The following is a 24,366-nucleotide window of genomic DNA, read 5'->3' as shown; positions in this document are numbered from 1 at the left end:
TCGAGTGAGTTGAAAGCAATCCATCATGTCGTCGGAGGAATTCATCGGTGCATTTGCCGAGTCCGTCCCCAACCCGTCCTCAAATCCACTCAGAAACCGCCGCCGGGGTGCGCAACGCACCTGTTACTCCTCATCTGCCGGTCGTTCCCCTGATGCCATTTAGGTAAAATGTGATGATTCAGGACCGAAGACGCTCGGTAGATGTGAAAATCCTGCTTTCAATAAAACGTTCCACCCGCTATCCTGCGGGGCTTCTCCCTGGAATCAGGGATTTTGAGCGTTTAAAACCACACACATGACAATCACCGCAAGCGGTGGCGGAGAATCAGATGGCACGACAATGCGAAGCGTGCGGCAAGAAAGTCCAAATGGGCAACCGTATTGAAACCCGGGGTAAAGCGAAGTACCTGGGCGGAGTCGGTACCAAAATCACTGGTTGCACACGCCGTAAATTTGTCCCCAACTTGCAAAAAGTTCACGTGACCTTGCCCAACGGCACCAACAAATCACTGCGGATTTGCACTCAGTGCATTCGCAGCGGTGTCGTACGCAAAACCGTGAAAACAAAACCGTTTGACGTCAGCGGCGGTAAAAAGTCCTGATGTCCGGTTCTGGCAACGGTGCGTCAGTCGATATCCAAAAATTGGCTCGACTGGCTCGCCTTCAGCTAACGGAACAAGAGCAAACCGATTTCGGTCCGCAAATCGCGGACATCCTCGGTTTCGTGGAACAATTGTCTGAACTCGACACCTCAGGTGTCGAGCCGATGACCAGTGCGCTGGATGTCGAAAACCGATTTCGGGACGACACGCCAGACCAAAGCCTGTCAGCCGAGGTGGCGACGCGAACCGCGCCCGCCTCCCAAGATGGCACGTTCTTGGTACCTCCCGTCCTGGGAAACACTTCTTCCAAGAAATGACTCCGGCCCAAGCAGTTCGCGAAAATTCCGTTGGAATGAATTCGCGAACCGTTTTTGCTGCGCCGCCCCAACCTACCGGCCGCGGTGCCCGATCAATCAACCTGCCCCGGCCAGGTCAGGCCCGCTGGACCTGACCACACCCACGCCGCACTCTCACGAGGCCTCTTCCTCTGGCCGATCGACAACCACCAGATTGCTGGCCAAATCTTCGACCACGCGTGATTCCAGCCCATCGTCGGACACTCGCTGACGATCCACGGTCTTGGGTTTGACCCCCGCTGGCAAACGCCCCAAGTGAAAAACGGGCTCGCCAGGCGAAACGGCAGGCAACGTTGTCATGCCAATGACGACGCTGTCAAACGGCGAAATCAAGACACTGCGTTCGAACCCCAACAACGTTGTGTTGGTCGCCAGCGGTTGCCCCTTTTCAACGAAATCCCCGGGACCGACGTGAAATTGAAGGAAGCCACCCTTCTCCGCCCGGACCCACTTGGCCGTTTCAACATGGAACCGAGCCTCGGGAACCTCCGCCTCACCATCGATCATTTCCAACTTCGCGAGCACGTTTCGGACGCCACGAACGGCAATCTCCACGATCCGAGGCTCTGCCTTCCAGACTTCGCCGCCCTCCATCACGATTGTTGGACAGCCCGCCAAGCAGGCCTCGCGACGCAGCGCCCCCGCGGGCCCCGGACCATTCATGATCACGTCCGTGCCGAAGGATTCCGCCAGCATACTGACCTTGGGATCACTCAGATCACCACGAACGTTGGGGTAATTCGTCCGGCGAACCGAAGCGGTGTGCAAATCGATCCCGTAATCGGAACGGCCCACGATCTCATCAAAGATCGTTCTCGCCACGCGACCCGCCAATGACCCCGAGAAGGAACCAGGAAAACAGCGATTCAAATCGCGACGGTCGGGCAAATACCGTGAGTGCCGCTCAAAAGCGAGCAAATTCAAGACTGGAACCAGAATCAGGGCCCCAGCTTTGAGCTCCAGATTCTCATCCTGGATCAGTTGGCGAACTGCCCCCGTCCCATTCAACTCGTCCCCGTGCAGCGCCGCAGTCACAAACACGACCGGGCCCGGATTCACCGCCCGCTGAACAAAGATTGGAATCCGCAATGAGATCCCGGAGTACGACTCACTGACTGCCAGGTGAATGCTCCGCTGTTCCCCGGCAGGAACTTCCTTCCCTGACCAATTGCCAACATGCTTGGGGCTATCCATGATCCCTGATTTCACTCACTTAAAGATCGACGACCGTATCGCTCGCCGAATCATCTTGATGTTTTCGCAACTGCTCCATCGCTGCCAAAGTCGCATCGCAATACGACGACACGGCGGTCCCCCAAGCCTCTTCCTTCGTGGCCTGGCGAGCTTGCTGCAACAACTGGTCAACATTTTGCCAGTCCAACATCCAGTTTCGCTCTTCTGACGTTTGCCGCAACTGGGTGATCACGTCATCCATGCGAAGAAGGAAGGCTTCGTGCGAATCCGCCCTGTACCGGCGATAAGGGCCGGTCCCCAGGGCGGTCTCACCACTGCCGATATCCAGCGGTGCTCCCGTACTCCAGTCCGTGTCGATCGCCCCCTGCCCTGCCGCCTGATTGCCAGGCACGCTCGAAACCGGTGAAGAGCCTGACCCGGCCTCCTGACCTCGCACCCGCCGCGTTTTCAACGGACGCCGGCGCTCGTTGGGTTTGAAAACACCACTGCCCCATACCGCTGCGGAAATGGCTCCCAGGATGAACGCGACAATCGCTGAGCCCACAAACCGAGGACTCACCAAGGCCGATGCCAACCCAAACCCGACCGCCCCCGTCCAACAAAACGCGGTGGTTCCGATCAAAGCACGCGAGGAAACCTCGTCCGCGCCCATCGAGCGACGCTTTTTCTGCGACCCGTCATTCTGAGTCAGATGCTCATCGTCGACCTCAACCACGATCACCGTGATGTTGTCGGGACCTCCCCGCAGGTTGGCCAAGTCAATCATCACCTGAGCGGCTTTGTCGACTTCCAACGAATCAAGCAGAACAGCGAGCTCGTCGTCTTCGATCTGCCCAGTCAGCCCATCACTGCAGACGAGAAAACGGTCCCCCACTTCGAGATCAAACGGGCCTTCCAAGTCCACCAAGACTTCTGGAGAGGGCCCCAACGATCGAGTGATCACGTTCTTGGGAATGGATTTGCTGAAGACACTGTCACTGTGAACTTTGCCGCTGGCTTGCATCTCCCAAACCAACGAGTGATCAAACGTCAACTGCTCCAACACCCCACGCCGCAACCGATAGACACGCGAATCGCCAACATGAGCCACGTAGGCCTCGCCATTGACCAAAACCAGTGAACTGGCGGTCGTCCCCATGTTGAGGAACTCGGGGTTGCTTTGACCACGCTCATAAATGGCGGCATTGGCCAGATGCACTGCCTCAGAAATGGCGTGCTCGGGGGCTTCTTCCCGCGATTGGTAGTAGTGCATCGAAATGCGATCGCTGGCAATTTTCGACGCCAACTCACCCGCCGCGTGGGCACCCATCCCGTCCGCGACCACAAACAAGTGTCCCCGTTTGTTCAGACGTTCCGCGGACTCGGCGATTAAAATCGCCAATGAATCTTGATTGTTCGCACGCCGCATCCCCACATGGGTTTGCTCAGCGAACTTCACTCCGGGGTGCCATGAACCTGACAAACGATTTGTGACCGAGAACTTGTGACCGAGAACACATACAACCGACTAACTTGCACGGCCTCACAGAGACTGCTTGGCAAATTGTAAGTCCCCGCGCGCCGTGAACCTAGTGTATTGAACGCTCTTGGGCCACGATTTTAGCGACCTTCGTCACAGAAGACCGCGAGGCGTGGACAACACCACCCCCGCCAGTCCTCCAAACGGGCTGCTCAACCCGAGAAATCAGCTCAAACTGGAGCGATCAGTTCCGCCGCCAATCGGCAGGCGGCCAAGTACTCGTCGACCAGCAGATACTCGTCAACGGTATGAATGGACGCCTGACCGCAACCGAGCGTGACGGCTTCGATCCCATGCAACATCAGCCAGTTGGCATCCAAGCCGCCGTTGGCAACCTCGCACTCCGGCGAACGCCCCAATTGCGAGATCAACTGAGTCGCTGCCAACACCGACGGATGATCTTCCGCCAATCGAAACGCCTCGTAATCCACGCGACTGCTGAATTCCACGCTGCCCGCCCGCCCCTGAACATCTGTCACTGATTGAGCCGCCTTTTCGAACGCCGCTTTCATTTGCGAGACGATTTCAGCTCGAAACTCCGAATCGTGACTCCGAGCCTCGGCTCGCAACTGAACCTCCGGAGTGATCACGTTGGTGGCGTCTCCGCCTTCAAAAACGCCCACGTTGGCGGTCCCTCGGCGGCCATCTTTCTCGACCAACCCTAGCCATCCATTGCGATGCAGACTGCTGATCGCTTCGGAGGCAATCACGATCGCACTCACCCCCTTCTCAGGTGCCACGCCGGCGTGAGCCGCATGCCCTCGAACCGTTATCTGCACTCGCTCGCCACCAATCGCCCCATGACGAATTTTGTCGAGCCCGCCACCATCGAAATTGAACGCCCGGTCGACCCGCCCCACCTTGGACACTTCCAGGTGACGAGCCCCCTCCAACCCAACTTCTTCCTGGATCAGGAACAGAATCACGGCCGGAGCCAACCGCAGATCCGGCTGTTTGGCCTGGCGAGCCAAGCGTTCGAAGATGGCACTGAGGATCACCGCGCAACCACTCCGGTCATCGGCCCCCAGGCCCGTCGGACCATCCGAGACCACAATCCGGCCTAACTCTTCGTCGTCGCGAACCACGGGATTGGATCCAACACAGATCGGAACCGTGTCCATGTGAGCGGACAGCAAAGTTCGAGGCAGCGATTCATCGCCCGGCAACGACACGATGAGATTCCCCGCGTTGCCACTCAAACGCGTCTTGGTGCCGGCATCGTCGGATTGAATCCAGGCCGGATCCACTCCTGCCTGCAACAACATTGCTTGGATTGAACTGGAAACCGCGGCTTCATCACCGCTCTTGCCAGGAATTCGCGTCAGTTCGAGATAGCGATCCAGGGCAGCTGATTCATCCATGGCCGCCCACTGGGAGGCATCCGTTCGTTTCGTATTCATTGCAAAAGCCCGCATTCCTTGCGTGAGATTGGTTCATTGCCAGAGCGTTGGGCGTACTCACCCCCCGCGTGACAGGAGACTCATCGCGTGCGACGGGCACGGCGAGTCGTGTCATCGTCCACGCGAATTGGCTGGGCGGCGGCGCTCGACTGCGACTGATTCAGTCGGCTCACAGCAAACCACCCGACAGCCAACAGCAAACCACTGGCAGCGAACGAAGCCAACATCGGAACGACATGCGCCGGTTCGGTGGCGTAGTGAGCCACACCTTCCGTGCTGCCATGACCGGGATGCGCCGAAACAGGAACGGCAAAAACCAAGGCGGCAATCGAGCCAATCAGTGAACGCGACAAAATGAACTCACAAGATGCAAGAGAAAAAAGAAGAGCCAATCCACAGGCGGCAACCGCCACCGAACCAGCCCCATCGGTCGACCGACCAGCAAAACAAACAACGCCTGGAGCGTGGAGCCGAATCAGCCGCCTGATTATACGCCCTGGTCGAGCTGTTGTTGTCGCATCCGCCGACGTTTTCGCTGGTCTTCGGTCACCTCCGCCGCACAACGCGAACAAGCGACCCCACGCTCATAGTCGGGATGCTGCTTCATTTCGGCGGTCAGGGGCCAACCACAGCCATGGCACAATTCGTAAGCCCCGGCCCGCAATTGGTGATCGACCGCCACGCGATTGTCGAACACAAAACATTCGCCCTGCCAACGAGATTCTTCCTCGGGCATCTTCTCCAAATAATTCAAAATCCCGCCACGCAGGTGATAAACCTCTTCAAACCCGCGTTCCTTCAAATAGGCGGTCGACTTCTCGCACCGGATCCCCCCCGTGCAAAACATCGCCACTTTGGGGTGTTTTTCCGGATCCAAGTTCTGTTCCACAAACTGGGGAAACTCTCGAAAGGAATCCGTGCCAGGATTGACGGCCCCTTGAAAGGTCCCAATTTCGATCTCGTAGTCGTTTCGCGTGTCGATCAGGGTGACCTCGGGATCGTCCACCAACGCGTTCCAATCCTGCGGTTCGACGTAGGTGCCGACGGATCGCAGTGGATTGATGCCCTCCACCCCCATCGTCACGATCTCGCGTTTCAACCGGACCTTGGTTTTTCGAAACGGAACCTGCTCGCAGTACGACCATTTGACGTCCATCCCACGCAAAGGCGTCGCCTGGTCGTCCAGTTCCATGGACCGCAGCCAATCGATGAACGGTTCCATCAACTCTCGCGGGCCGGCGAGAGTCCCATTGATCCCTTCCCCCGCCAACAACAACGAACCGCGAATGCCATCGCCAGACATGCGCCGGCGTAACGGTTCTCGCAGCGATTCAAACTGCGGCAATGGCGTGAAGCAGTACAAAGCCGCAACGGCCACCGGCAAATCGGCCGCACCAGCTTGGTCAGCGGAATCAGAGAGAGCAGAGGAAACGTTTGATTCGGTCATGGCCGAAAACTTACCCATTCATTGAACCCATTGCAGCCAAGCGTCCACATAAGCAATCGGTGTCGTGTTCATGCCCGTCTGAAACGCTTGCGAAAACGGTTGGCCCGATTGCAGATTTCGCAGCACGGCATCCAACCCTCTCCGATTTTGCCGAGACAACAAGGACTCGGCAATCGCAACTGCCATCCGGTCCGCTCGCTCGGGTGGCAACTTGCCGTTTAAAAAGTCTTTCCCCGACTTCAAACTCCCCACCGCGGTGACCAACTCCGCCTGCCGCCGCAGATTCTCATTTCGATCCCGTTTGGTCTCGCCGCCGGAAATCGCGGTCCCCAAACCTTGGGCAAACCATCGCGGCACCGCCTCCCCGCGACTGACCACGGCGAGACTGGCGATTGTCGCCAGCATCCGCTGGGCGATTTCTTCTTCGGTCGCACGCTCCGATGCCACGACCGCGACGTAGGCCCGGATTCCGTCGTATTTCCAGTGCGATTGCCACTGAGCCGGCACGCTTCGGCCCTCGACCATCTTGGCAAACTCGCTGTAGTCATATCGCTTGGCCAACACGTAGATCGACGCCTTGCCATGGAAAAAGTCCTCGGATGTCCCATCGGCGGGGGGCAAAAACTTCTGAGCCTGCACCAACGCGGCCTCTGCGGACTCCGCCACCGCCTCCAGCGTTGCTGGCGAAACATCGCCCCAAACGGCAAAGTGGTCGGTGACCTGTTTCTGCAACCTGCTCATGTCGGCACCGGCCAACCGGAAATCGGATTCCGCGATCTCGGCCCGACGCGCACTGACCTCAGGGGAAGCCGCCGCGGACAACCAAGCCTGAGCCGTGACCACCTTCATCGGGGTTTGCACCAAAGCCTCATCCACCTTGGCACCTTCGCTGATCCAAGTCGAAATCAACTGGATGTCACTGTCCGAAAGTGGCGGGCGACCGCCGGCGGGCATGCGATCGCCAGCACTGCCGCGGAGCTTTTGAACCAACAAACTGGCCTCGCCGTCGCCGGGCTGCATCACCGAACCACTGTCGCCACCGCGAAGCATCTGAGCCAACGTGTCCATTCGCAAACCACCACGGGTCTGCATCGCATCCAAGTGACACCCGGTGCAATTCTCAACCAACAGCGGCGCCACATCCTTTGAAAACGAGACGGATTCGTTGCCGGTTGGCTTGCCAACCATCGTCGGCTGAGCGGGTTCCGGTGGGACGAGTGAGGCAGCAGCCGATCCTTCCCCCTTCAAACTGGTGAGCATCGCGGTGGGATCCGGACCGTCAAACTTGGCCCCCTGGATCACCCATTGCTTCAGCGTGTCCAACTGTTCCTGGCTGACTTTTCCGCCGCCACGAGGCATGTCCCCCGTTTCGATGGTTTCAATCAAGCGACTGGCAATCACATCACCGGGGAAAACCACCACACCTTCAGAGGGGCCTTCCATCAACTTGGCAAAGGTCTGCAACGTGAACCCGCCCTTGTTGCCGCGAATGTGACAGCCGCCGCACTTGCCGACCAAGATCGGCGCGACGTCCGACACGAAACTGACGCCATCCGTTGCTAACTCACTCGAGGCATCCGATCCAGGCGTTTCGGCCATCGGATCCGCCGTCGCTGTGGGAGGAGCAGGGATTCGAAACGGTGGCAGCGTCACGCCTTCCAGTTCCAGCATCGCCCGAGCGTTGATGATTCGGCGCATTGTCGGCAGCAACGCATCGTGCAGCGCGGGCGACGCCGCGTTGCCCGCCACATCGATTTGCCCGATCGCCTTTCGCAGAGCCTCCCCCGAGGTGTCGTAGTCGCCCTTGGAGTACGCGGCCCCGGCACGCTTCACCTGCAATTCGACCGACTGAACAATTGTTCGCGATCGCGCATCGAGCGGTTTGGCGCCCGCTCGCGAATTGGTTTCTTGAGCGTCCGCCGTCGACCCCCGGCCGGAAAACGTCGCCAGCAGCGTCCCGGCGATCAACGTCGCCGCGGCGAAAACGCGAAGAGCCGAACGGCCAACGTTCCCATTCGAAACGATCTGAATCTCTTTCGAAACGAGCTGAATCATCGTCACCAACATCATTGTTCGAGTATTTGCCAATCACTCCATCATAGACCACAAACGCAGTTCTTCCCGAAAAAGACTCACTCATCCCATGGCGTCCCGTTCGCCTTCCCAGTCGCTCCGCCGGCACACAGTTTTCCCCAGTGGGGCCTCCCCCGCCCTGCCCTGCCCCAATCTTCGCGTTCGAACACGCCGCCTGCCTCGCTTGGCCCTTCCCCGTTTCCCCCTTGCTCTTTTACACTGCCGCATTGGCCTTTCCCGCAATTTCCGGCAAGAACACGATGACCTCTTCTGCGAACACCACCTCGCCCGCCATCGCTGAAACGACTTGGCTCACCGAGCAACGCATCCTGGTACTCGATTTTGGTTCGCAATACGCGCAACTGATCGCCCGCCGCGTTCGCGAACAAAACGTCTATTGCCAAATTGTTCGCCACGACATCTCCGCTGAACGAATCGCGGAACTGGCTCCCAAAGGCATCATCCTCTCGGGCGGCCCCAGCAGCGTTTACGAAGAGGGCGCCCCAAAGTGCGACGAAGGGCTGTTCGATCTGGGGATCCCCGTCCTCGGCATTTGCTACGGAATGCAATTGGCCTGCCAAGCCCTGGGCGGCAAAGTCGACAACACACCCAGCCGCGAATACGGCCGAGCGATGTGCGACTTCGTCGATCGCGATTCGATCTTCCGGGGCATGCAAGAGTCCGAACAGGTCTGGATGAGCCACGGTGACCAGGTGTCACAGATCGCCGATCAGTTCACCGCGATGGCCAAGACATCGACCTGCCCCTACGCCGCGATTCGCCACAACGAGCGTCCAGTGTTCGGAATGCAGTTCCACCCCGAAGTCACCCACACACCACACGGCGGCCAAATCCTTCGCAACTTTGTCATCGATGTCTGCGGCTGCGATGGCAGTTGGAAACTGGGTGACTTTGCGAATGCCGCGATTGAATCGATTCGCAAACAGGTCGGCGACAAACGAGTCATCTGCGGGCTGTCCGGTGGAGTGGACTCCTCGGTCGTCGCCGCGTTGCTCTACAAAGCCATCGGGCCTCAACTCTCCTGCATCCTGGTCGACAACGGACTGCTGCGTAAGAACGAACAACAGATCGTGCTGGAAGAGTTCAGCAACCACTTCAAGACCGACCTGCACATCGTCGAAGCCGAAGATCGATTCTTGAACGATTTGGCGGGCATTGATGAACCACAAGAGAAACGTCGCCGCATCGGCCACGCCTTCATCGAATGCTTCAAAGACGAAGCCGCCAAAATCGACGGCGCCCACTTCCTGGCACAGGGCACGCTGTACCCCGACGTGATCGAAAGCGGAGCGGACAAGGACGGCCCCGCCGCCACCATCAAGTTGCACCACAATGTCGGCGGACTTCCTGAAGAATTGGGGTTTGAATTGATCGAACCTCTGCGAGACTTATTCAAAGACGAAGTGCGTCGACTCGGTTTGGAACTGGGACTGCCCGAACAACTCGTTTGGCGTCACCCCTTCCCCGGTCCCGGATTGGCCGTGCGTTGCTTGGGTGAGATCACCCGAGACAAACTGGTCGTGCTACGAGAAGCCGACGCGATCGTGGTCGAAGAAATCGAAAACGCGGGACTGTACCGAGAAACCAGCCAAGCGTTCGCCGTTTTGCTGCCGGTCCAAAGCGTCGGTGTGATGGGCGATGCCCGCACCTACGACAACGCCGTCGCGGTTCGCTGCGTCAACACAGACGACTTCATGACCGCGGACTGGAGTCACCTGCCGTACGAACTGCTGGCTCGCATCAGCACCCGAATCATCAACGAAGTCAAAGGCGTCAACCGAGTTTGTTACGACATCAGCAGCAAACCGCCCGCGACGATCGAATGGGAGTGATGCACGCCACGGCATCCCACCACTAATTCTGTCACTTTGCAATTGAAACAACTGCAACCGTATTCTCCGCCTCCACCTTCAGCCCTCCAAGCGAAAACATGGCCGGTCAATTCATTTACCAAATCACCGACCTGACCAAGAAACACGGTCAACGGAAGATCCTCGAGAACGTCAACCTCGCCTTTTACCCTGGCGCCAAAATCGGTGTGCTCGGCCCCAACGGTGCCGGTAAATCCACCCTGCTGAAAATCATGGCAGGCATGGACACCGAGTTCGAAGGCACCGCGCGCTTGGGCAAAGGATTCACGGTCGGCTACCTCGAACAAGAGCCACCCCTGGACCCGACCAAGACGGTTTTTGAAAACGTTCAGGAAGCCGTCGCTGAACGCCAGGCCATCGTCGATCGCTACAACGAGATCAGCGGTCTGCTCGGCGAAGTCACCGACGACGACGAGATGCAAAAACTCTGCGACGAAATGGCGACGTTGCAAGACATCATCGACGCCAACAACCTGTGGGAACTTGATCGCTTCGTCGAAATGTCGATGGCGGTGATGAACCTGCCCCCCAAAGACGCCGAGATCACCAACCTGTCCGGTGGTGAAAAACGCCGCGTCGCACTCTGCCAGTTGCTCATTCGCCAACCCGACTTGCTGCTGCTCGACGAACCCACCAACCACCTCGATGCCGAATCCGTTTCGTGGTTGGAACAACACTTGGCCAACTACCAAGGCACCGTCGTGGCCGTCACCCACGATCGTTACTTCCTGGACAACGTCGCGCAGTGGATCCTCGAAGTGGACCGCGGTCGCGGCATGCCATTCGAAGGCAACTACAGCGCATGGTTGGAAAACCGCGCCAAACGAATGGCCCTGGAAGAGCGTCAACAAAAGGCTCGCGAGAAGAACTTGGCTCGCGAACTGGAATGGATCCGGATGAGCCCCAAGGCTCGCCAAGCCAAGTCCAAGGCGCGGATCAAATCGTACGAGCAAATGTCCGCCGAACAGTTCGAAGATCGTCCCGACGACTTGGAAATCCAAATCCCTTCGGGCAAACACCTCGGCTCGCTGGTCATCGAAGCTCACCACGTCAACAAAGCGTTTGGCGACAAGACCTTGATGACGGACATGAACTTTCGCTTGCCACCCGGCGGGATCGTCGGCATCATCGGCCCCAACGGGGTGGGCAAGACCACGCTGTTCAAGATGCTGACCGGAAGTGAACCCGTCGATGGCGGCGAAATCAAAATCGGTGAAACCGTCGACCTCGGTTACGTCGATCAATCTCGCGACAAACTGGATCCCAACAAAACGATCTTCCAAGAGATCAGTGGCGGTCACGATTCGTTTGAAATGGGTGGCCGCGTCATGCACGCTCGCACCTACGTTTCGCGATTCAACTTCAAAGGCCCCGACCAGGAAAAGAAAGTCGGTGTGCTCTCCGGTGGAGAACGCAACCGAGTTCACTTGGCATCGCTGCTTCGCAAAGGCTGCAACGTCTTGCTGCTCGACGAACCAACGAACGACCTCGACGTGGACACCCTGCGTGCCCTCGAAGAAGCGATCGCGAACTTTGCGGGCTGCGTTGTCGTGACGTCGCACGACCGCTGGTTCCTCGATCGCCTTGCAACCCATATCCTTGCGTTTGAAGGCGACGGAAAAGTGGTTTGGTGCGAAGGCAACTTCGACACCTACGAACGCAATCGTCGTGAACGCATGGGCGAAGACGCCGACGACGACTCGCCCAAATCCCGATACAAAAGCATTCACGCGGGCTGATCCAGCTCCGCGATCGCAGCCTCCGCGACACTCGCGGAGGCACTCTCTTCATTCACCCATCTGTTTCCTTTCCACCTTTTCAAATTCATGACGATTCTGCGCACAGGCACCAACGAAAAGTACGCCGACGGCTATGCAGCCGCTTTCGGTGGCGGATCCTCCGCCTCGAAAAAAACCGCGAAGAAAGCGACCAAAAAGGCAACGAAAAAAGCCCGGACTCAGCCTGCTCTGTCGAAGAAAAAGGCCGCTAAAAAGTCCGTCAAGAAAGCGGCTAAAAAGAGCGTCAAAAAGGCAGTCAAAGCCAAGGCCGCCACCAAAAAGTCGGTCAAGAAATCAGTCCAGAAGGCCGCCAAGAAATCGGTCAAAAAGCCCGCTAAAAAGTCCGTCAAAAAATCGACGAAGAAATCAGTCAAGAAGACCAAGAAGAAGAGCTGAATGCACCCCGGAGAGCGGCCGGGAAAACCAAGCGTTTTCCCGTGCCCCTCGACACAACAGGCACGTCCTCCACAATGATGTCGCCCCCGCCAAGCATCCCGCCTTCCAACTTCCTTCGGTTCCCTTGATGCCTGCCTCACCGTCCCGCGAACCCAATGGCAACCTGCCCGACCATCAATTGGCCGCCGCAGCCTGGTCGCCGCCCTCGCAGGATGTTCAAAAAGCACTCCAGGCTCTCGTTGGATACCTGAACTTCTCGTCCGGCCCCGCTCCCACCGCGGCCTTCTTGGCTTGGAACCAAGTTCACGACGAAGCTTCCGGTGGGGACGTTCTGAACGGACCACCGCCCTTCTTGACCATCCGAGATTGGCTGGAAGAAACCGCTCTGTCGTTGAAAGCCAGCTCGCCCGCGTTCTCCAACGTCGATCGCGTTCTCGGCCTGACCAATTTGCTCTGGTCCGGACTGCTGCCCGCCTACCTGGACTTTCACCGTGACCTGCTGTTTCACCAACCGCCCGAACTGATCTTCAACGGTTTCTTCCTGGGTCGCTGCGCCGAAGTCATGGTGCAACAGATTCGCGAAGACGAAACCATCGGCAGCGTCCAAGATGAATCCGAGCGGCTGGGACAAATCATCAGCACGCTCAATGATTACGTTGGCTACCGCCCGGTCGCTGTGCTGGAAAACCGTGCCTGCCAACCCTACGCCCACGAGTTCGTTCGCCCGATCCCGCAGATGATCCAGGGAGCTGGCATCACCGCCGGCCCTTACCGCGAATTGATCGAACGAGCGGTGCTCGCGATCAACGAAGCCCCCGAGGACATCCTGCGTGCCGCCGCAATGGATCCCCAGCAACTGCGAGAGCTCTGCCTGGACCCGCGGGCCTATGATTTCGATCACCCCGTCAATCGTCGGCCCAATTATCACTTCGGCGGATGGGACGAACACGCGATCGATTCCGATGGACGTTACGATCGCTTCATCCTTCGAAGCGTGACCCTCGATTCGCTCCTCGCACGAGTCAACGAAACGCCCGACTTGCCTCGCGATGAACTGCTCGAAGAAGCCGCCTCGGTGCTGGCCGGAACGATGCTGATGGCATCCGGCATTTCCGGTTGGGGACCGGGTTGTTACAGCAGCGATGTGACCCTTCGATCACTGATGGTGCCGATCGCCAATTTCCGCGACGAGTTCTACAACTGGCGAATCTCGAGGATTGGTGGCTCACACGGCCAACGCTTGCTCGACGAAGTCAAAACCCGCCATCAAGCGTTCGGTGCCGCTCGCCAAAATTTGAATGCGGCTCTGGCACGTCGTCGCGCCATCCAGTTGCAACACGTCCAACTGGCTCGCATCTACGCCCGCTTGGGATACCCCGATTCCGCGACCAAGCAAGCCGACGTGGTCCCCGCCACCTCCGCTCGTTTGATGTGCCGCATCGATTGCGGGATGACACTGGGACTGCGAGCCCTGCGGACCGATCACTTCCCCGATGCGGTGGAAGTCCCCGAACAAACCTTTGATCTGATCCGCCGCGCGATCGAATGCGGCGCTCTGATGGACCCCTGGGACATCCTGGGATTCACCGGCAACTTCAGCTTGTACCCCGGGATTGAAAACTCAATCCACGACAGTCGACTCGATGAGTTGCTGTACATCATCGAAAACCTGTTTGGTTACATCGCTCGTGTTTGGAGCGAAGCGGCCGCACGCGATGACGAAGTCGCCTACGAACGAATGGACCGTCAGTACCGCGAAGTCGCCCAGTGGTGGCGAACCTTCGCCGCGCACACGGTCGAGTCCGTCGAAGCAACCGATCCCTGGGAGTCGTACGAATCGGCTCGCCTGGTCGCCCAAGCCCTGCGTTTGTGGCACCGTGGCGGCGCCCAACGAGGCGACATCGCATTCTGGGCTCCTCACGCCGACCTGTTCGATTCACCACGAGCCTACATGCTGGTGATCTCGGCTCTGCTGGAACGCAAGGATTTCATTCCCGCTCAAGCCCTGTTGATCCACTGGCTTTGCCAAGCCGACCGGGTCGGACTTCGCAGCGGCGCCAACTCGCTGCCTCGACTGGCCGAGCGCTGGCTGCTGCAACTCCGCGATCACATGCGCGAGACCCCGCACGAGCTATGGCCGCGAGTCAACAAATTCTTTGACTACCTCGAAGCCAACGCGGAATCCTTTTGGTCAGCACCCTGCTTTGAAGTCGGTGACGAAGAACCTCGCGATCGACGCCGTGACAACTGGGAACAAGAATTGGCGAATGCCAATGACGACCCCTCTGATTTGTCGGAGGACGACGAAGAGTCCGGACTGTTCGATGCGGCGTACGAAAATGTCAGCTATCGCGACACCACCGATGATGGCAACGAAGGCTCGATCTTTGACACCAGCAGCGACAGCAGCAGTGTCGATGAACTGGAATCCGAAGTGAAACGCCTGGCCAGCCGGTTGGATTTCCTGCAGTCGCTCGCTCGCATGTGGGCTGTCGGTGCGGACGTCGCTCTGACCGAGATCCACTCTGCGACCGAAGCGGGAATCCAAGTCAAACCAGCGGACTCCTCGGATCCCGTTCGTCGCCAACAACAGATCGAAGCGTTGTCAGCATGGGCGCGTCGCGCGGTTGCCAACCGCATCGGCCTGCTCGAACTGCTGAGCGATGTTCGTGCTTACAAGATCAAGCCCGCCGGCACCGACAAAGATTCGATGCGGATCTATGATCGTCGCCGCGTTCTCCGCGACAGCCTCATGGAACGGGTCATCACCACCGCGGTGGAAATGGCCGATGCCAGACGCTTGATCGCCAGTGCTCTGGGGGCCCTTCAAGGCAAACTTCCCGAGGACGTCGGAGAAGAGTTTGCCGAAGATGACGCAGGTGCCATTGAGCTGTTCTCGGCACTGATCGCGGGCGATTCGGAACGAGCACGCGAGCGTTTCCCTGTCTTCATCGAAGCAATCCTCCACCGCAGCCTGCTGTACATTCCGCTGTCCCGCGGCGGCGACCCGGTCAAAATCTATGTCACCCGACTGCGAGAACGTGTGCTCAGGCACCTGCTGCACTGGCTCCCCAGACGTGGCCTGTTCGCTGAAACCTGTCGCCTGATCGAAACCGCTCGCCAGATGGAACAACGGCATCCAATCGGTGCCGGGGCCGTGACGGAATTCGATGGCCTGTACCGCGCTGGCTACCGATCACTGGTCTGCTCCATCGCCGAAGCCGTGCTGCACGCCACCGCTGGCGAACCGCCCTCCCCTGCCCCCACCGAATCTTCATCCGCCTCGCGTGAACTCAGTGTCACCGACCAAGATGCGATCGCTGATCGCTTGATTCCCCTGCTGGAACGATTGACCGAAACGATGCTGGGCAGCTGGCTGGCCCACAGCCAAACGCTTCGCTTGTCACCACTCGAAGCTGTCAGCGACCCGGCCAAATGGGAACGCTTGGTTGAGTTCATCCAGCGTTACGGCGATCCAATCTTCACCCAAGGTTTTCTGCAACTCAGCAACGTCCGCGCGGTGCTGCACCAAGATGTCTCGTCCTGGTTGGAACGAGCCATGACCGATGGAGACGACTTGCTGGAAGACACGCAGCTCTTCCGCGATCTCGAACTCGGCAAGATCAAGATCAACGAAGCCTCTCGCTGGATCACGCTGGTGTTCGAATCGCTGCTCGATCACCACGCTGAATACCAAGACTACAACAGCACAACGACCCAAAGCGATCGCGGCGAACTGATCTACACGTTCCTGGACTTCTTGCGACTTCGAACCCGTTACGAACGCGTCGCCTGGAACCTGAAACCGATCATGTGGACCCACGAAGTCCTGGTCCGAATGGGACTCGACCAAGCGTCACTGGGTTGGCGCGAAAGCCTGAACGAACGCATCGCCGCCGAAGCCGAACTGTATGTCCAAAAGCTTCGAGAATTGCAACGGCGACATTCCATGCGAATGCCCACCATCGCCGACCGCATCGAAGAACGCTTTGTTCAACCGATGACCATCGACCGCATGCGATCGCTGGTCGAACCCGCCATGAGCGATGCCGAAGCGGACCGCCACAGCGCCGCATTTGAACAACTCGAAGCGGAAGCCAATGAACTTTCACGGACTCCCGTCGGCGTCGGCCTGGACCTTCCGCCATGGCTGAGCGCTCTGGAAGACGAAGTGGAAAAGATCGGCAAGCGAAATCTGATCAGCGAAATCGACCCGCAGGAACTGATGACGATCCCGGTCAGCCCGCTCTCGCTGGACGAACTGCAAACGCAACTCGCGACCGCCCAAACGCAAGGCCGACGATTGCCTCACATCCGTCGCCGAAAGCCCTGACCCAGCGGCTGGCTCAGGCAATTCGGCCAGCAATCGACCCCAGCGGATTGCCCCAGACATCGCCTCCGCCGATCGAACGCCCCCAGTCACTCAGTGCGTCACTTCCCTGGACGCCATTTTTCGGGAAGTCACTTCCCAGTGCGCCACTGCCCGGTGCGCCAGCGGAAAGCGCCTGCCGGTCCGCTTCCGGTTGAAATCACCCAGGGGTTTCGAAACCGCTTCAAAGTGACGGGCACCTCGGAGGAATCTCAAAAAGTCGAAAAAGTTTTGCTTCACGGTTCACCCGAAAACACGCCCCAAGACCTCCAAGTCAGCGGCTCACAGCAAAGACATTGAGAGAAAACAGGGGAGTGATCTGCCCCTCTACCCCGACGAAAACCTCCCATCTTTCCTATCTCGCCTTTCCGCAACGGGTCAGAGGGGGCACTCAAGTGAAGCGGACGGGGTGCCGATCAAGATTGGCTCTGCTTTATCGCACCGATATACTCCCGCGGTCTTCTAGTCTCATCCTTGAAACGTTGAAAATCGATGTCCAATACGCTTTCCGCTTCGCCGAATGCTTCTCCGAGCGACACCTCGTTTCCATGTCTTGAGCTTTCATCGGAACTAGCCCGTCACTTGACGATCACGCTAGGACACGATTTCACGGGCGACTCCACTGACAAACAAAACAGCGAGTACCTGTACCAGGCACTGGCGATCACCGTCCGAGATCGTCTGGTACCGATCTGGCTGGAAACATGGAAGAAAACTTGCCTGAGTGAGGACCGCAAGGTTTATTACCTGTCGCTGGAATTCTTGATCGGCCGCTCACTCACCAACGCAGTTGAAAACCTCGACCTGGACGAAGACGTTCGCAAAGCCCTGCGAGCTTACAGCGTCGGAATGGAAGAAGTCGCCGACAAAGAACTCGACGCCGGCTTGGGCAATGGTGGCCTCGGTCGTCTGGCCGCTTGCTTCCTGGACAGCTGTGCCAACCTGCAACTGCCCGTGGTCGGTTACGGCATCCGCTACGAATACGGCATGTTCCATCAACACATCGAAGATGGACGCCAAGTCGAAGACCCCGATCGTTGGCTGCGAGACGGCAACCCTTGGGAAATCAAACGCCCCGAAGATACTCGGCGAGTTCGTTTCTACGGTCGCACCGAAAACTACTACGACGAACACGGAACCCTGCGTCCTCGTTTGGTCGATTCTCACGATGTCTTGGCCGTCCCTTTCGACATGCCTGTCCCAGGCTATCGCAACGACACCGTCAACACCCTGCGACTGTGGAAAGCGTCGACGACCGACGTCTTCAACCTCAGCGAATTCAACGCGGGCTCGTACCCCGAAGCCGTCGCGGCAAAGAATGATGCCGAACAAATCTCGATGGTGTTGTATCCCAATGACGCCAGCGAAAACGGCAAGGAACTGCGTCTGAAACAGCAGTACTTCCTCGTCTCGGCTTCGCTGCAAGACGTGATCGCCCGTTGGGTCGAACAGCACGGCGAAGACTTCAGCGATTTTGGACGCAAAAACTGCTTCCAACTCAATGACACTCACCCCGCCTGTGCCGTCCCCGAGCTGATGCGGTTGCTGATGGACGAACATGGCTTGGAATGGGACGACGCCTGGGACGTGGTCGCACGTTGCATGGCGTACACCAACCACACGCTGCTTCCCGAAGCCTTGGAACGATGGTCGGTGGCACTGTTCAGTCGCCTGCTGCCACGTCTGCTCGACATCATCTACGAGATCAACGCTCGCTTCCTGAAATTGGTCGACCAACAATGGCCGGGCGATGTCGCCATGCGTCGCGAAATGTCGCTGATCGAAGAAGGTGACAACCCGCACATCCGCATGGCCTACCTCGCCATCGTCGGCAGTTTCTCTGTCAACGGGGTAGCCGGACTGCACACGCAGTTGCTGGAATCAGGACTGTTCAAACACTTCAACACATTGTGGCCTCGCAAGTTCAACAACAAAACCAATGGCGTGACCCAGCGTCGATGGTTGTCGCACTGCAACCCAGGCCTGCGGGATCTACTCAACGAAACCATTGGTGAAGGTTGGCAAAAAGACCTGACCAAGATCAAAGAGTTGGCTCCGTTTGCTACCGATGCCGAGTTCCGCAAAAAGTGGATCGACGTCAAGCAACAAAACAAGGCTCGCTTGTCCGATTTGGTGGTTGCCGAAACCGGGGTTCGCTTTGACACGTCCTTCATGTTCGACGTTCAAGTCAAACGGATTCACGAATACAAACGTCAACTGCTCAACGTCCTGCACATCGTGCACCTGTACGATCGCATCTTGCGTGGCGAAACAGCCGGCATGGTGCCACGTTGCGTGTTGATCGGTGGCAAAGCGGCACCGGGTTATCACGTTGCCAAGCTGATCGTGAAGCTGATCAACGACGTTGCCAAGAAAGTCAACAACCACCCCGCCGCCAACGACTTGTTGAAAGTGGTCTTCTTCCCGAACTACCGCGTCTCTTCCATGGAAGTGATCTGCCCGGCAACCGAGCTTTCGGAGCAAATTTCAACCGCGGGCAAAGAAGCCTCCGGCACCGGCAACATGAAATTCATGATGAATGGTGCGTTGACAATCGGAACGCTGGACGGTGCCAACATCGAAATTCGCGAAAACGCGGGTGCGGAGAACTTCTTCCTGTTCGGTTTGGATGCTCCCGAAGTCACCGAACTGAAGAAGGACTATCGCCCCAACGACATCATCGCTGCCGATGACGACATCGCCCGGGTGATGAACCTCCTGGAAAGCGGCCACTTCAACCCGGACAACCCAGGTTTGTTTGATCTGTTGACCAGCGGCTTGCGAAGCCCACAAGACCCTTGGGTCACGATCGCTGACTTGCGAGCTTACTTGGACTCTCAAGCCGAAGTGGGCAAGGCGTACCAGAACGTCGATCACTGGAATCAGATGAGTATCCTGAACACGGCCGGCAGCGGTTGGTTCAGCAGTGACCGGACGATCCAGCAATACGCGGACGACATTTGGGACGTGCGCCCGCTAAGCTAACCCTGGACTGCGAAATGTTTGAGATTGCAGGTCGCGAACACGGTGCGACTTTTGTCACCTCTCCCTCAGCTTTGCTGGGGGAGAGGTCGAACAGGCCGATGGAGGCCCTGTTCGGGTGAGGGGGCGATTCACAGCAAACCGGCTTTGGGGCCTCGTTTCACATCGCGTGCCCCCTCACCCGGATCTCGCTGAACGCTCGCTCTCCCCCAACTTCGTCGGGGGAGAGGTAACAGCCAAGAAACTGTCCACGAAAACGCTGTGTCAACACCCACTTTTGAACAGCCCAGGCTAGTCCCAATCGCGTACACGGTGGCCTTCTCAGGCTGTTGAGAATGATTTCAGCGGCCGCTTCGCAACGTTTGAACAAGACAAACAAGCGGCCCACGAGAGGCCAGGCCTCCCGGGTTGCGAACGTTACGCCGCGCCGAGGCCCATCGCTCGTCGCCACGCACTGAATTGGCCCAGGTGCATCATCATGTGGCCGCCCAGATAAAAGGCGTGCATCGCACCGATCGTCCCGAACTTGGCTCTCATTCTTTCGTTCGGGTTTTCAGGGGCAAACGCGGAATCATCCGCCTTCAGCAGCGTTTCAATCGCGGCTGCGTGAGCCGTGGTGAACTTGGCAAGGATCTCCTCCATCGCCGGGTACAACTTCCCCTCCGGATCGTCCAAACACGTCGCTTGAGGCGAAAACAATGCCTCGTACTTCTCCGTCGGAGCAATCGCGGTGGCATCGCACCCCAATTCGCTGACAACCCGCGAAGGGTACAAACTCAAGTGCCCGAGGATAAACGCGGGGTGATTCGATTCGATTGTCTGCCCGCCCACGGTGGCAAAGCGAGCGAATTGTTCGGGGGAAACCCCTGCCATCATCCGATCCGTATAGCCGACGCTCAGCCGAGCAGAATCGGCAATCATTTGACCAATCATGTCTGTTTCTCTAGAAGGAACGAGTCGTTGCTGCTGTTGTAGCCGCCCGCCGATCTCAGAGAAAGCCAAGGCTTGCGTTCAGAACGAAGGAGCGGAAGGACAGAGCCAAGATGCTCGTCCGCTCAAGCAGCCCGACGGGAAATTTCCCGCGACGATCGTTCCGCGAGGCTCGCTTCCGAAATCCAATCCTCACATCCCATCGCGGATCCATCCAGCGTCCCTGGATGGAACCACGGCTCCGGATAATAGACCCGCCGAGAATCGTGAGGTCGTCCGAGATACGCTCCCCACCAACTGAAGGTGCTGTTGGCGATCACCACATGCCGGCACTGAGCGATCAAATGCAAATCCTCGTGAGCCGTTTGTCCGTCGGTGTGCTGCACCGGCGTGAACGGGATGCCAACGTCCAAATTGGATTCACACCACGGAACGTCATTTGAAAACAAGTAGAGTTTCAAATCGGTTTCTCGCGCTGCCAAATCCAGCAAGCAGCTGCGGTAGTAATCCGCATCCAACGTCCGGTAGATCTGCTTCGCTTTGCTCGAGGTCACATAGTCACCGCGACGAACATGAATCGCGACGCTGTTTTCGTTGTTCATCTGCTCCGACAACCGCAGGGTCGTCTCGGAAGGCTGTTCCCGCAACCGAAACTCCTCACGCAGGCTGTCTCGCAACCCGGGAAAGAACTTCTCGCTCTGCCAGTAACCATCCAAGTAGAGATCGCGTTCTGACGTCCGCATCGACTCCCGAAACCCAAAAGGCTTTTCGCGACGAACCGGAAGTGCTCCCACATAACCGGGGACAATCCGTCGGCCGAATTGATCCAAGGCCCGTCCGACCGGAGTCCGACGAAACTTGCCCGGCACCCGGGAACGATCAGCGTCTGACAAGCGTGATGCAGAGATGTTGAAATGGTCGATCGCCAGTGGATGCAAGCGATACTCCTCAAACGCGGAGTCATCGATCAGCAACGTTTGATAGGTGCGTCGAGCCAGGGAATGCCCAAACGCATACTGAAACAATTGATTGCCAAGTCCGCCGATCAAACGTGTCACGATCATCGATTAAGCCACCTTGCGAATCTGAGTCGGCCGCACAACCGCAGCGTACGCTTCATCGAGCGTGCGAATCAGACGTTCGAGTTTGAGGTCATCCATCATCGGACTGAGTCCCAGATAGAAGCCTTGTTCATGGATCCATTCGGCACCGGGATAGTCCTTTGGATTGACATCGCCAAGCAAACGGGCCGCAGGTTGACGAGCAAAGTTGCCTGTCACCACGGGCCGAGTCTCCACCCCCGCTCTTTCCAAGTGCGCCAACAACTCGGTTCGCGAACCGACCGCGTCACCCTTCAACAGCATTGGCAAAGCAAACGGGCTGGCTTGGCCGGCGGCGGGCGTTTCAAAGCATTCGAACCAAGACTGACTGTCAGCGTACGTCGCAAAACGCCCCGCCAATTCACGACGGCGATCGTTCATGCCGTCCAGTTTCTTGAGCTGTTCCAAACCAAACGCGGCTTGCAATTCAGTGGGTCGGAGATTGAATCCCCAGTTGATGAATCGATAGCGATCATCCACCACCGTGGGATTGGCCGCGTTCGCAGAACCAGATGGAGTCCCACCGGCGGGCGTCTTCAATCCTCGTGACCAACCGTGGGCTCGCAAAACACGAAGCGCGTCGGCGTCCTCTTCATTGTGGCAAGTCACCATGCCACCTTCCATCGTGGTCATGTGATGGGAAAAGAAGAAACTGAAGCTTCCACCCAACCCAAAGTTCCCGACATGTTGATCGTCATACTTGGCGCCGAGTGACTCACAGCAGTCTTCGATCAAAATCAGGTCGTGCTCTTCGCAGAACTGCTTCATCCTCGTCATGTCGATGGGGTTGCCCATCAAATGCACAGCAAATACGCACTTGGATTTCGAAGTCAGACGCCGACGCATGTCATCGAAATCCACGTTCAGCGTTTGCGGGTCCACGTCGACCAAGGTGACCTTCAATCCAGCCATCAAAGGCGACCAGATCTGAGTCGGCCAAGTCACGGCAGGAACCAAGACTTCATCGCCCGCGGACAACCGTGGGTTGGATGGATTGACCAGGTTGTAAGCCAACAACAAATCAGCGGACGAACCGCTGTTGACCATCACCGCGTCGTGACAACCGATGTACTGAGCGAACTGTGTTTCAAACTCACGAGTCAGCTCGCCCATCGATGTTCGGTAATTGACCAAACAGTTCATGGCTGCGGCGATTTCATCCCGTCCGAACGTGGGCACCGTCAACGGGTACCAGTATCGGCCGAATTCGCTGGAGGCGGGTTCGAGATGGTCGTCCATCCACAATTCAAAGGCTTGCAGAGATTCCGGGGTCATGCCGCGTTCGCCGTAGAAGGGTTGTTGCTGAGTGTTTGCCGGTATTCTTGAATCGTTCTGGCGATCCCGTCATTCAGCGAAACGCGGGGCTCAAACCCCAGTTGCTTGAGTCTGGTGTTGTCAGTGCACTTGCGAGGCATCCCGTCAGGCCGGGTCGTGTCCCAACAAATCTGACCCTGAAACCCTGTCTGCTCCGCGATCATGCCCGCCAACTCGGCAATGCTGACGTCGCGGCCAGGACCAAGGTTGATGATCTGACCATCGGTCTCCGCATCGAAGAGATGCAACATGCCGCGAACCACGTCCTCGACATGAATGAACTCGCGTTTGGCGGAACCGGTGCCCCAAAGCGTTACCGACTCTGCGTTCTGGTCCACCGCGTCACAAAATCGTTTGACCAATGCACTGAGCACATGACAGCGAGCCAGGTCAAAGTGATCACCGGTCCCATAAATGTTGCACGGCATCGGCAGGACACATTTCATTCCCATCTGTTTCTGATAGCTCTGTGCCAATCGCAGGCCAGCGATTTTCGCGAGGGCATAGCCTTCGTTGGTTGGTTCCAAGGGACCAGTCAAAAGCGAATCTTCGACCATCGGCTGCGCACATTCGCGTGGATAGATGCAAGTGCTGCCAAGCAACAGCACTCGCTCCACACCCGCTTTGGCACAAGCGCTGAGTTGGTTGACAACCAAGCGAAGGTTCTCATCCAAGAAACCAACCGGGTCGTTGATATTCGCGACAATCCCGCCGACCTTCGCAGCCAGCAGAAACGCGTGTTTGGGGCGATGCTGCGAAACATAATCCTGGACCGCGTCAGCCGAGCAAAGATCCAGCTCGCTTCGCGCAGGTGTCAACAGGTTGGTGTAACCCTCGGTTTGCAGGTGCTTCGTTAGAGCGGCACCAACCATGCCCGCGGCACCGGTGATCCATATCGGTTCGTCTTGCCGCACTGAAAATCCTTTTTCTTCGGGCACGATTTCGTCTTGAGTTCCAAGGTCGTCCAAACCGTCCATGTTTCAAACGACTGAAGGTTCTTGTAGGAAACGACTT

Annotated in this window: 17 protein-coding genes; 7 read left to right on the top strand and 10 right to left on the bottom strand. The window is 57.8% G+C overall.

Annotated features, from left to right (window positions below; genetic code table 11):
• Nucleotides 1-329 precede the first annotated feature (329 nt).
• Together rpmB and gatC are read left to right on the top strand one after the other, a co-directional pair.
• Nucleotides 330-602, top strand: coding sequence for a 50S ribosomal protein L28 (gene rpmB, locus PSR62_RS06980; protein ID WP_274407081.1), 273 nt, complete (start codon nt 330-332; stop codon nt 600-602).
• Complete coding sequence (gatC, locus tag PSR62_RS06975) at nt 602-919, top strand: Asp-tRNA(Asn)/Glu-tRNA(Gln) amidotransferase subunit GatC (RefSeq protein WP_274407080.1); 318 nt, start codon at nt 602-604, stop codon at nt 917-919. The genes rpmB and gatC overlap by 1 nt, the downstream gene beginning before the upstream one ends.
• A gap of 153 nt (nt 920-1,072) precedes the next feature.
• On the opposite strand, the gene PSR62_RS06970 is transcribed toward gatC, so the two are convergent.
• The 6 genes from PSR62_RS06970 to PSR62_RS06945 form a co-directional block, all read right to left on the bottom strand.
• The gene (locus PSR62_RS06970; protein ID WP_274407079.1) at nt 1,073-2,152 is read right to left on the bottom strand and encodes a succinylglutamate desuccinylase/aspartoacylase family protein; all 1,080 of its coding nucleotides are present in this window, start codon (nt 2,150-2,152) and stop codon (nt 1,073-1,075) included.
• Nucleotides 2,153-2,171: 19 nt separating this feature from the next.
• Nucleotides 2,172-3,590 (bottom strand): PP2C family protein-serine/threonine phosphatase, encoded by a 1,419-nt coding sequence (locus PSR62_RS06965; protein ID WP_274407078.1) that lies wholly within the window; start codon nt 3,588-3,590, stop codon nt 2,172-2,174.
• Nucleotides 3,591-3,841: 251 nt separating this feature from the next.
• The gene (locus PSR62_RS06960; RefSeq protein ID WP_274407077.1) at nt 3,842-5,071 is read right to left on the bottom strand and encodes a M20/M25/M40 family metallo-hydrolase; all 1,230 of its coding nucleotides are present in this window, start codon (nt 5,069-5,071) and stop codon (nt 3,842-3,844) included.
• Between the two features lie 80 nt (nt 5,072-5,151).
• On the bottom strand, nt 5,152-5,424 hold the full coding sequence (locus PSR62_RS06955) for a hypothetical protein (RefSeq protein ID WP_274407076.1): 273 nt from the start codon (nt 5,422-5,424) through the stop codon (nt 5,152-5,154).
• A 134-nt stretch (nt 5,425-5,558) separates the two neighbouring features.
• Nucleotides 5,559-6,518, bottom strand: a complete 960-nt coding sequence (trhO, locus tag PSR62_RS06950; protein ID WP_274408179.1) for an oxygen-dependent tRNA uridine(34) hydroxylase TrhO — start codon at nt 6,516-6,518, stop codon at nt 5,559-5,561.
• An 18-nt stretch (nt 6,519-6,536) separates the two neighbouring features.
• Nucleotides 6,537-8,585, bottom strand: coding sequence for a c-type cytochrome domain-containing protein (locus PSR62_RS06945; RefSeq protein ID WP_443217404.1), 2,049 nt, complete (start codon nt 8,583-8,585; stop codon nt 6,537-6,539).
• A 266-nt stretch (nt 8,586-8,851) separates the two neighbouring features.
• Between PSR62_RS06945 and guaA the strand changes: the two genes are divergently transcribed.
• The 5 genes from guaA (at nt 8,852) to PSR62_RS06920 (ending at nt 20,011) form a co-directional block, all read left to right on the top strand.
• Nucleotides 8,852-10,444 carry a glutamine-hydrolyzing GMP synthase gene (gene guaA, locus PSR62_RS06940; protein WP_274407074.1) on the top strand — a complete coding sequence of 531 codons (1,593 nt, stop codon included), beginning with the start codon at nt 8,852-8,854 and terminating at the stop codon, nt 10,442-10,444.
• Nucleotides 10,445-10,542: 98 nt separating this feature from the next.
• Nucleotides 10,543-12,222: an energy-dependent translational throttle protein EttA gene (gene ettA, locus PSR62_RS06935; protein ID WP_274407073.1), complete on the top strand. Its 1,680-nt coding sequence runs from the start codon at nt 10,543-10,545 to the stop codon at nt 12,220-12,222.
• Between the two features lie 87 nt (nt 12,223-12,309).
• Nucleotides 12,310-12,657, top strand: a complete 348-nt coding sequence (locus PSR62_RS06930; RefSeq protein ID WP_274407072.1) for a hypothetical protein — start codon at nt 12,310-12,312, stop codon at nt 12,655-12,657.
• Between the two features lie 127 nt (nt 12,658-12,784).
• Complete coding sequence (locus tag PSR62_RS06925) at nt 12,785-16,990, top strand: hypothetical protein (RefSeq protein WP_274407071.1); 4,206 nt, start codon at nt 12,785-12,787, stop codon at nt 16,988-16,990.
• A gap of 528 nt (nt 16,991-17,518) precedes the next feature.
• Nucleotides 17,519-20,011 carry a glycogen/starch/alpha-glucan phosphorylase gene (locus PSR62_RS06920; protein ID WP_274407070.1) on the top strand — a complete coding sequence of 831 codons (2,493 nt, stop codon included), beginning with the start codon at nt 17,519-17,521 and terminating at the stop codon, nt 20,009-20,011.
• 414 nt (nt 20,012-20,425) lie between these two features.
• On the opposite strand, the gene PSR62_RS06915 is transcribed toward PSR62_RS06920, so the two are convergent.
• The 4 genes from PSR62_RS06915 to PSR62_RS06900 form a co-directional block, all read right to left on the bottom strand.
• Nucleotides 20,426-20,929 (bottom strand): DinB family protein, encoded by a 504-nt coding sequence (locus PSR62_RS06915; RefSeq protein ID WP_274407069.1) that lies wholly within the window; start codon nt 20,927-20,929, stop codon nt 20,426-20,428.
• Nucleotides 20,930-21,063: 134 nt separating this feature from the next.
• On the bottom strand, nt 21,064-22,002 hold the full coding sequence (locus PSR62_RS06910) for an alpha-1,2-fucosyltransferase (RefSeq protein ID WP_274407068.1): 939 nt from the start codon (nt 22,000-22,002) through the stop codon (nt 21,064-21,066).
• Nucleotides 22,003-22,005: 3 nt separating this feature from the next.
• A complete protein-coding gene (locus tag PSR62_RS06905) occupies nt 22,006-23,313 on the bottom strand; it encodes a DegT/DnrJ/EryC1/StrS family aminotransferase (protein WP_274407067.1) in 1,308 nt (435 codons plus the stop codon).
• Nucleotides 23,310-24,329, bottom strand: a complete 1,020-nt coding sequence (locus tag PSR62_RS06900) for a GDP-L-fucose synthase family protein (RefSeq protein WP_274407066.1) — start codon at nt 24,327-24,329, stop codon at nt 23,310-23,312. The genes PSR62_RS06905 and PSR62_RS06900 overlap by 4 nt, the downstream gene beginning before the upstream one ends.
• Between the last annotated feature and the right edge of the window lie 37 nt (nt 24,330-24,366).

Source organism: Rhodopirellula sp. P2 (genome assembly GCF_028768465.1).
Classification (GTDB): Bacteria; Planctomycetota; Planctomycetia; order Pirellulales; family Pirellulaceae; genus Rhodopirellula.
This window is presented reverse-complemented; position numbering and strand designations above follow the sequence as displayed.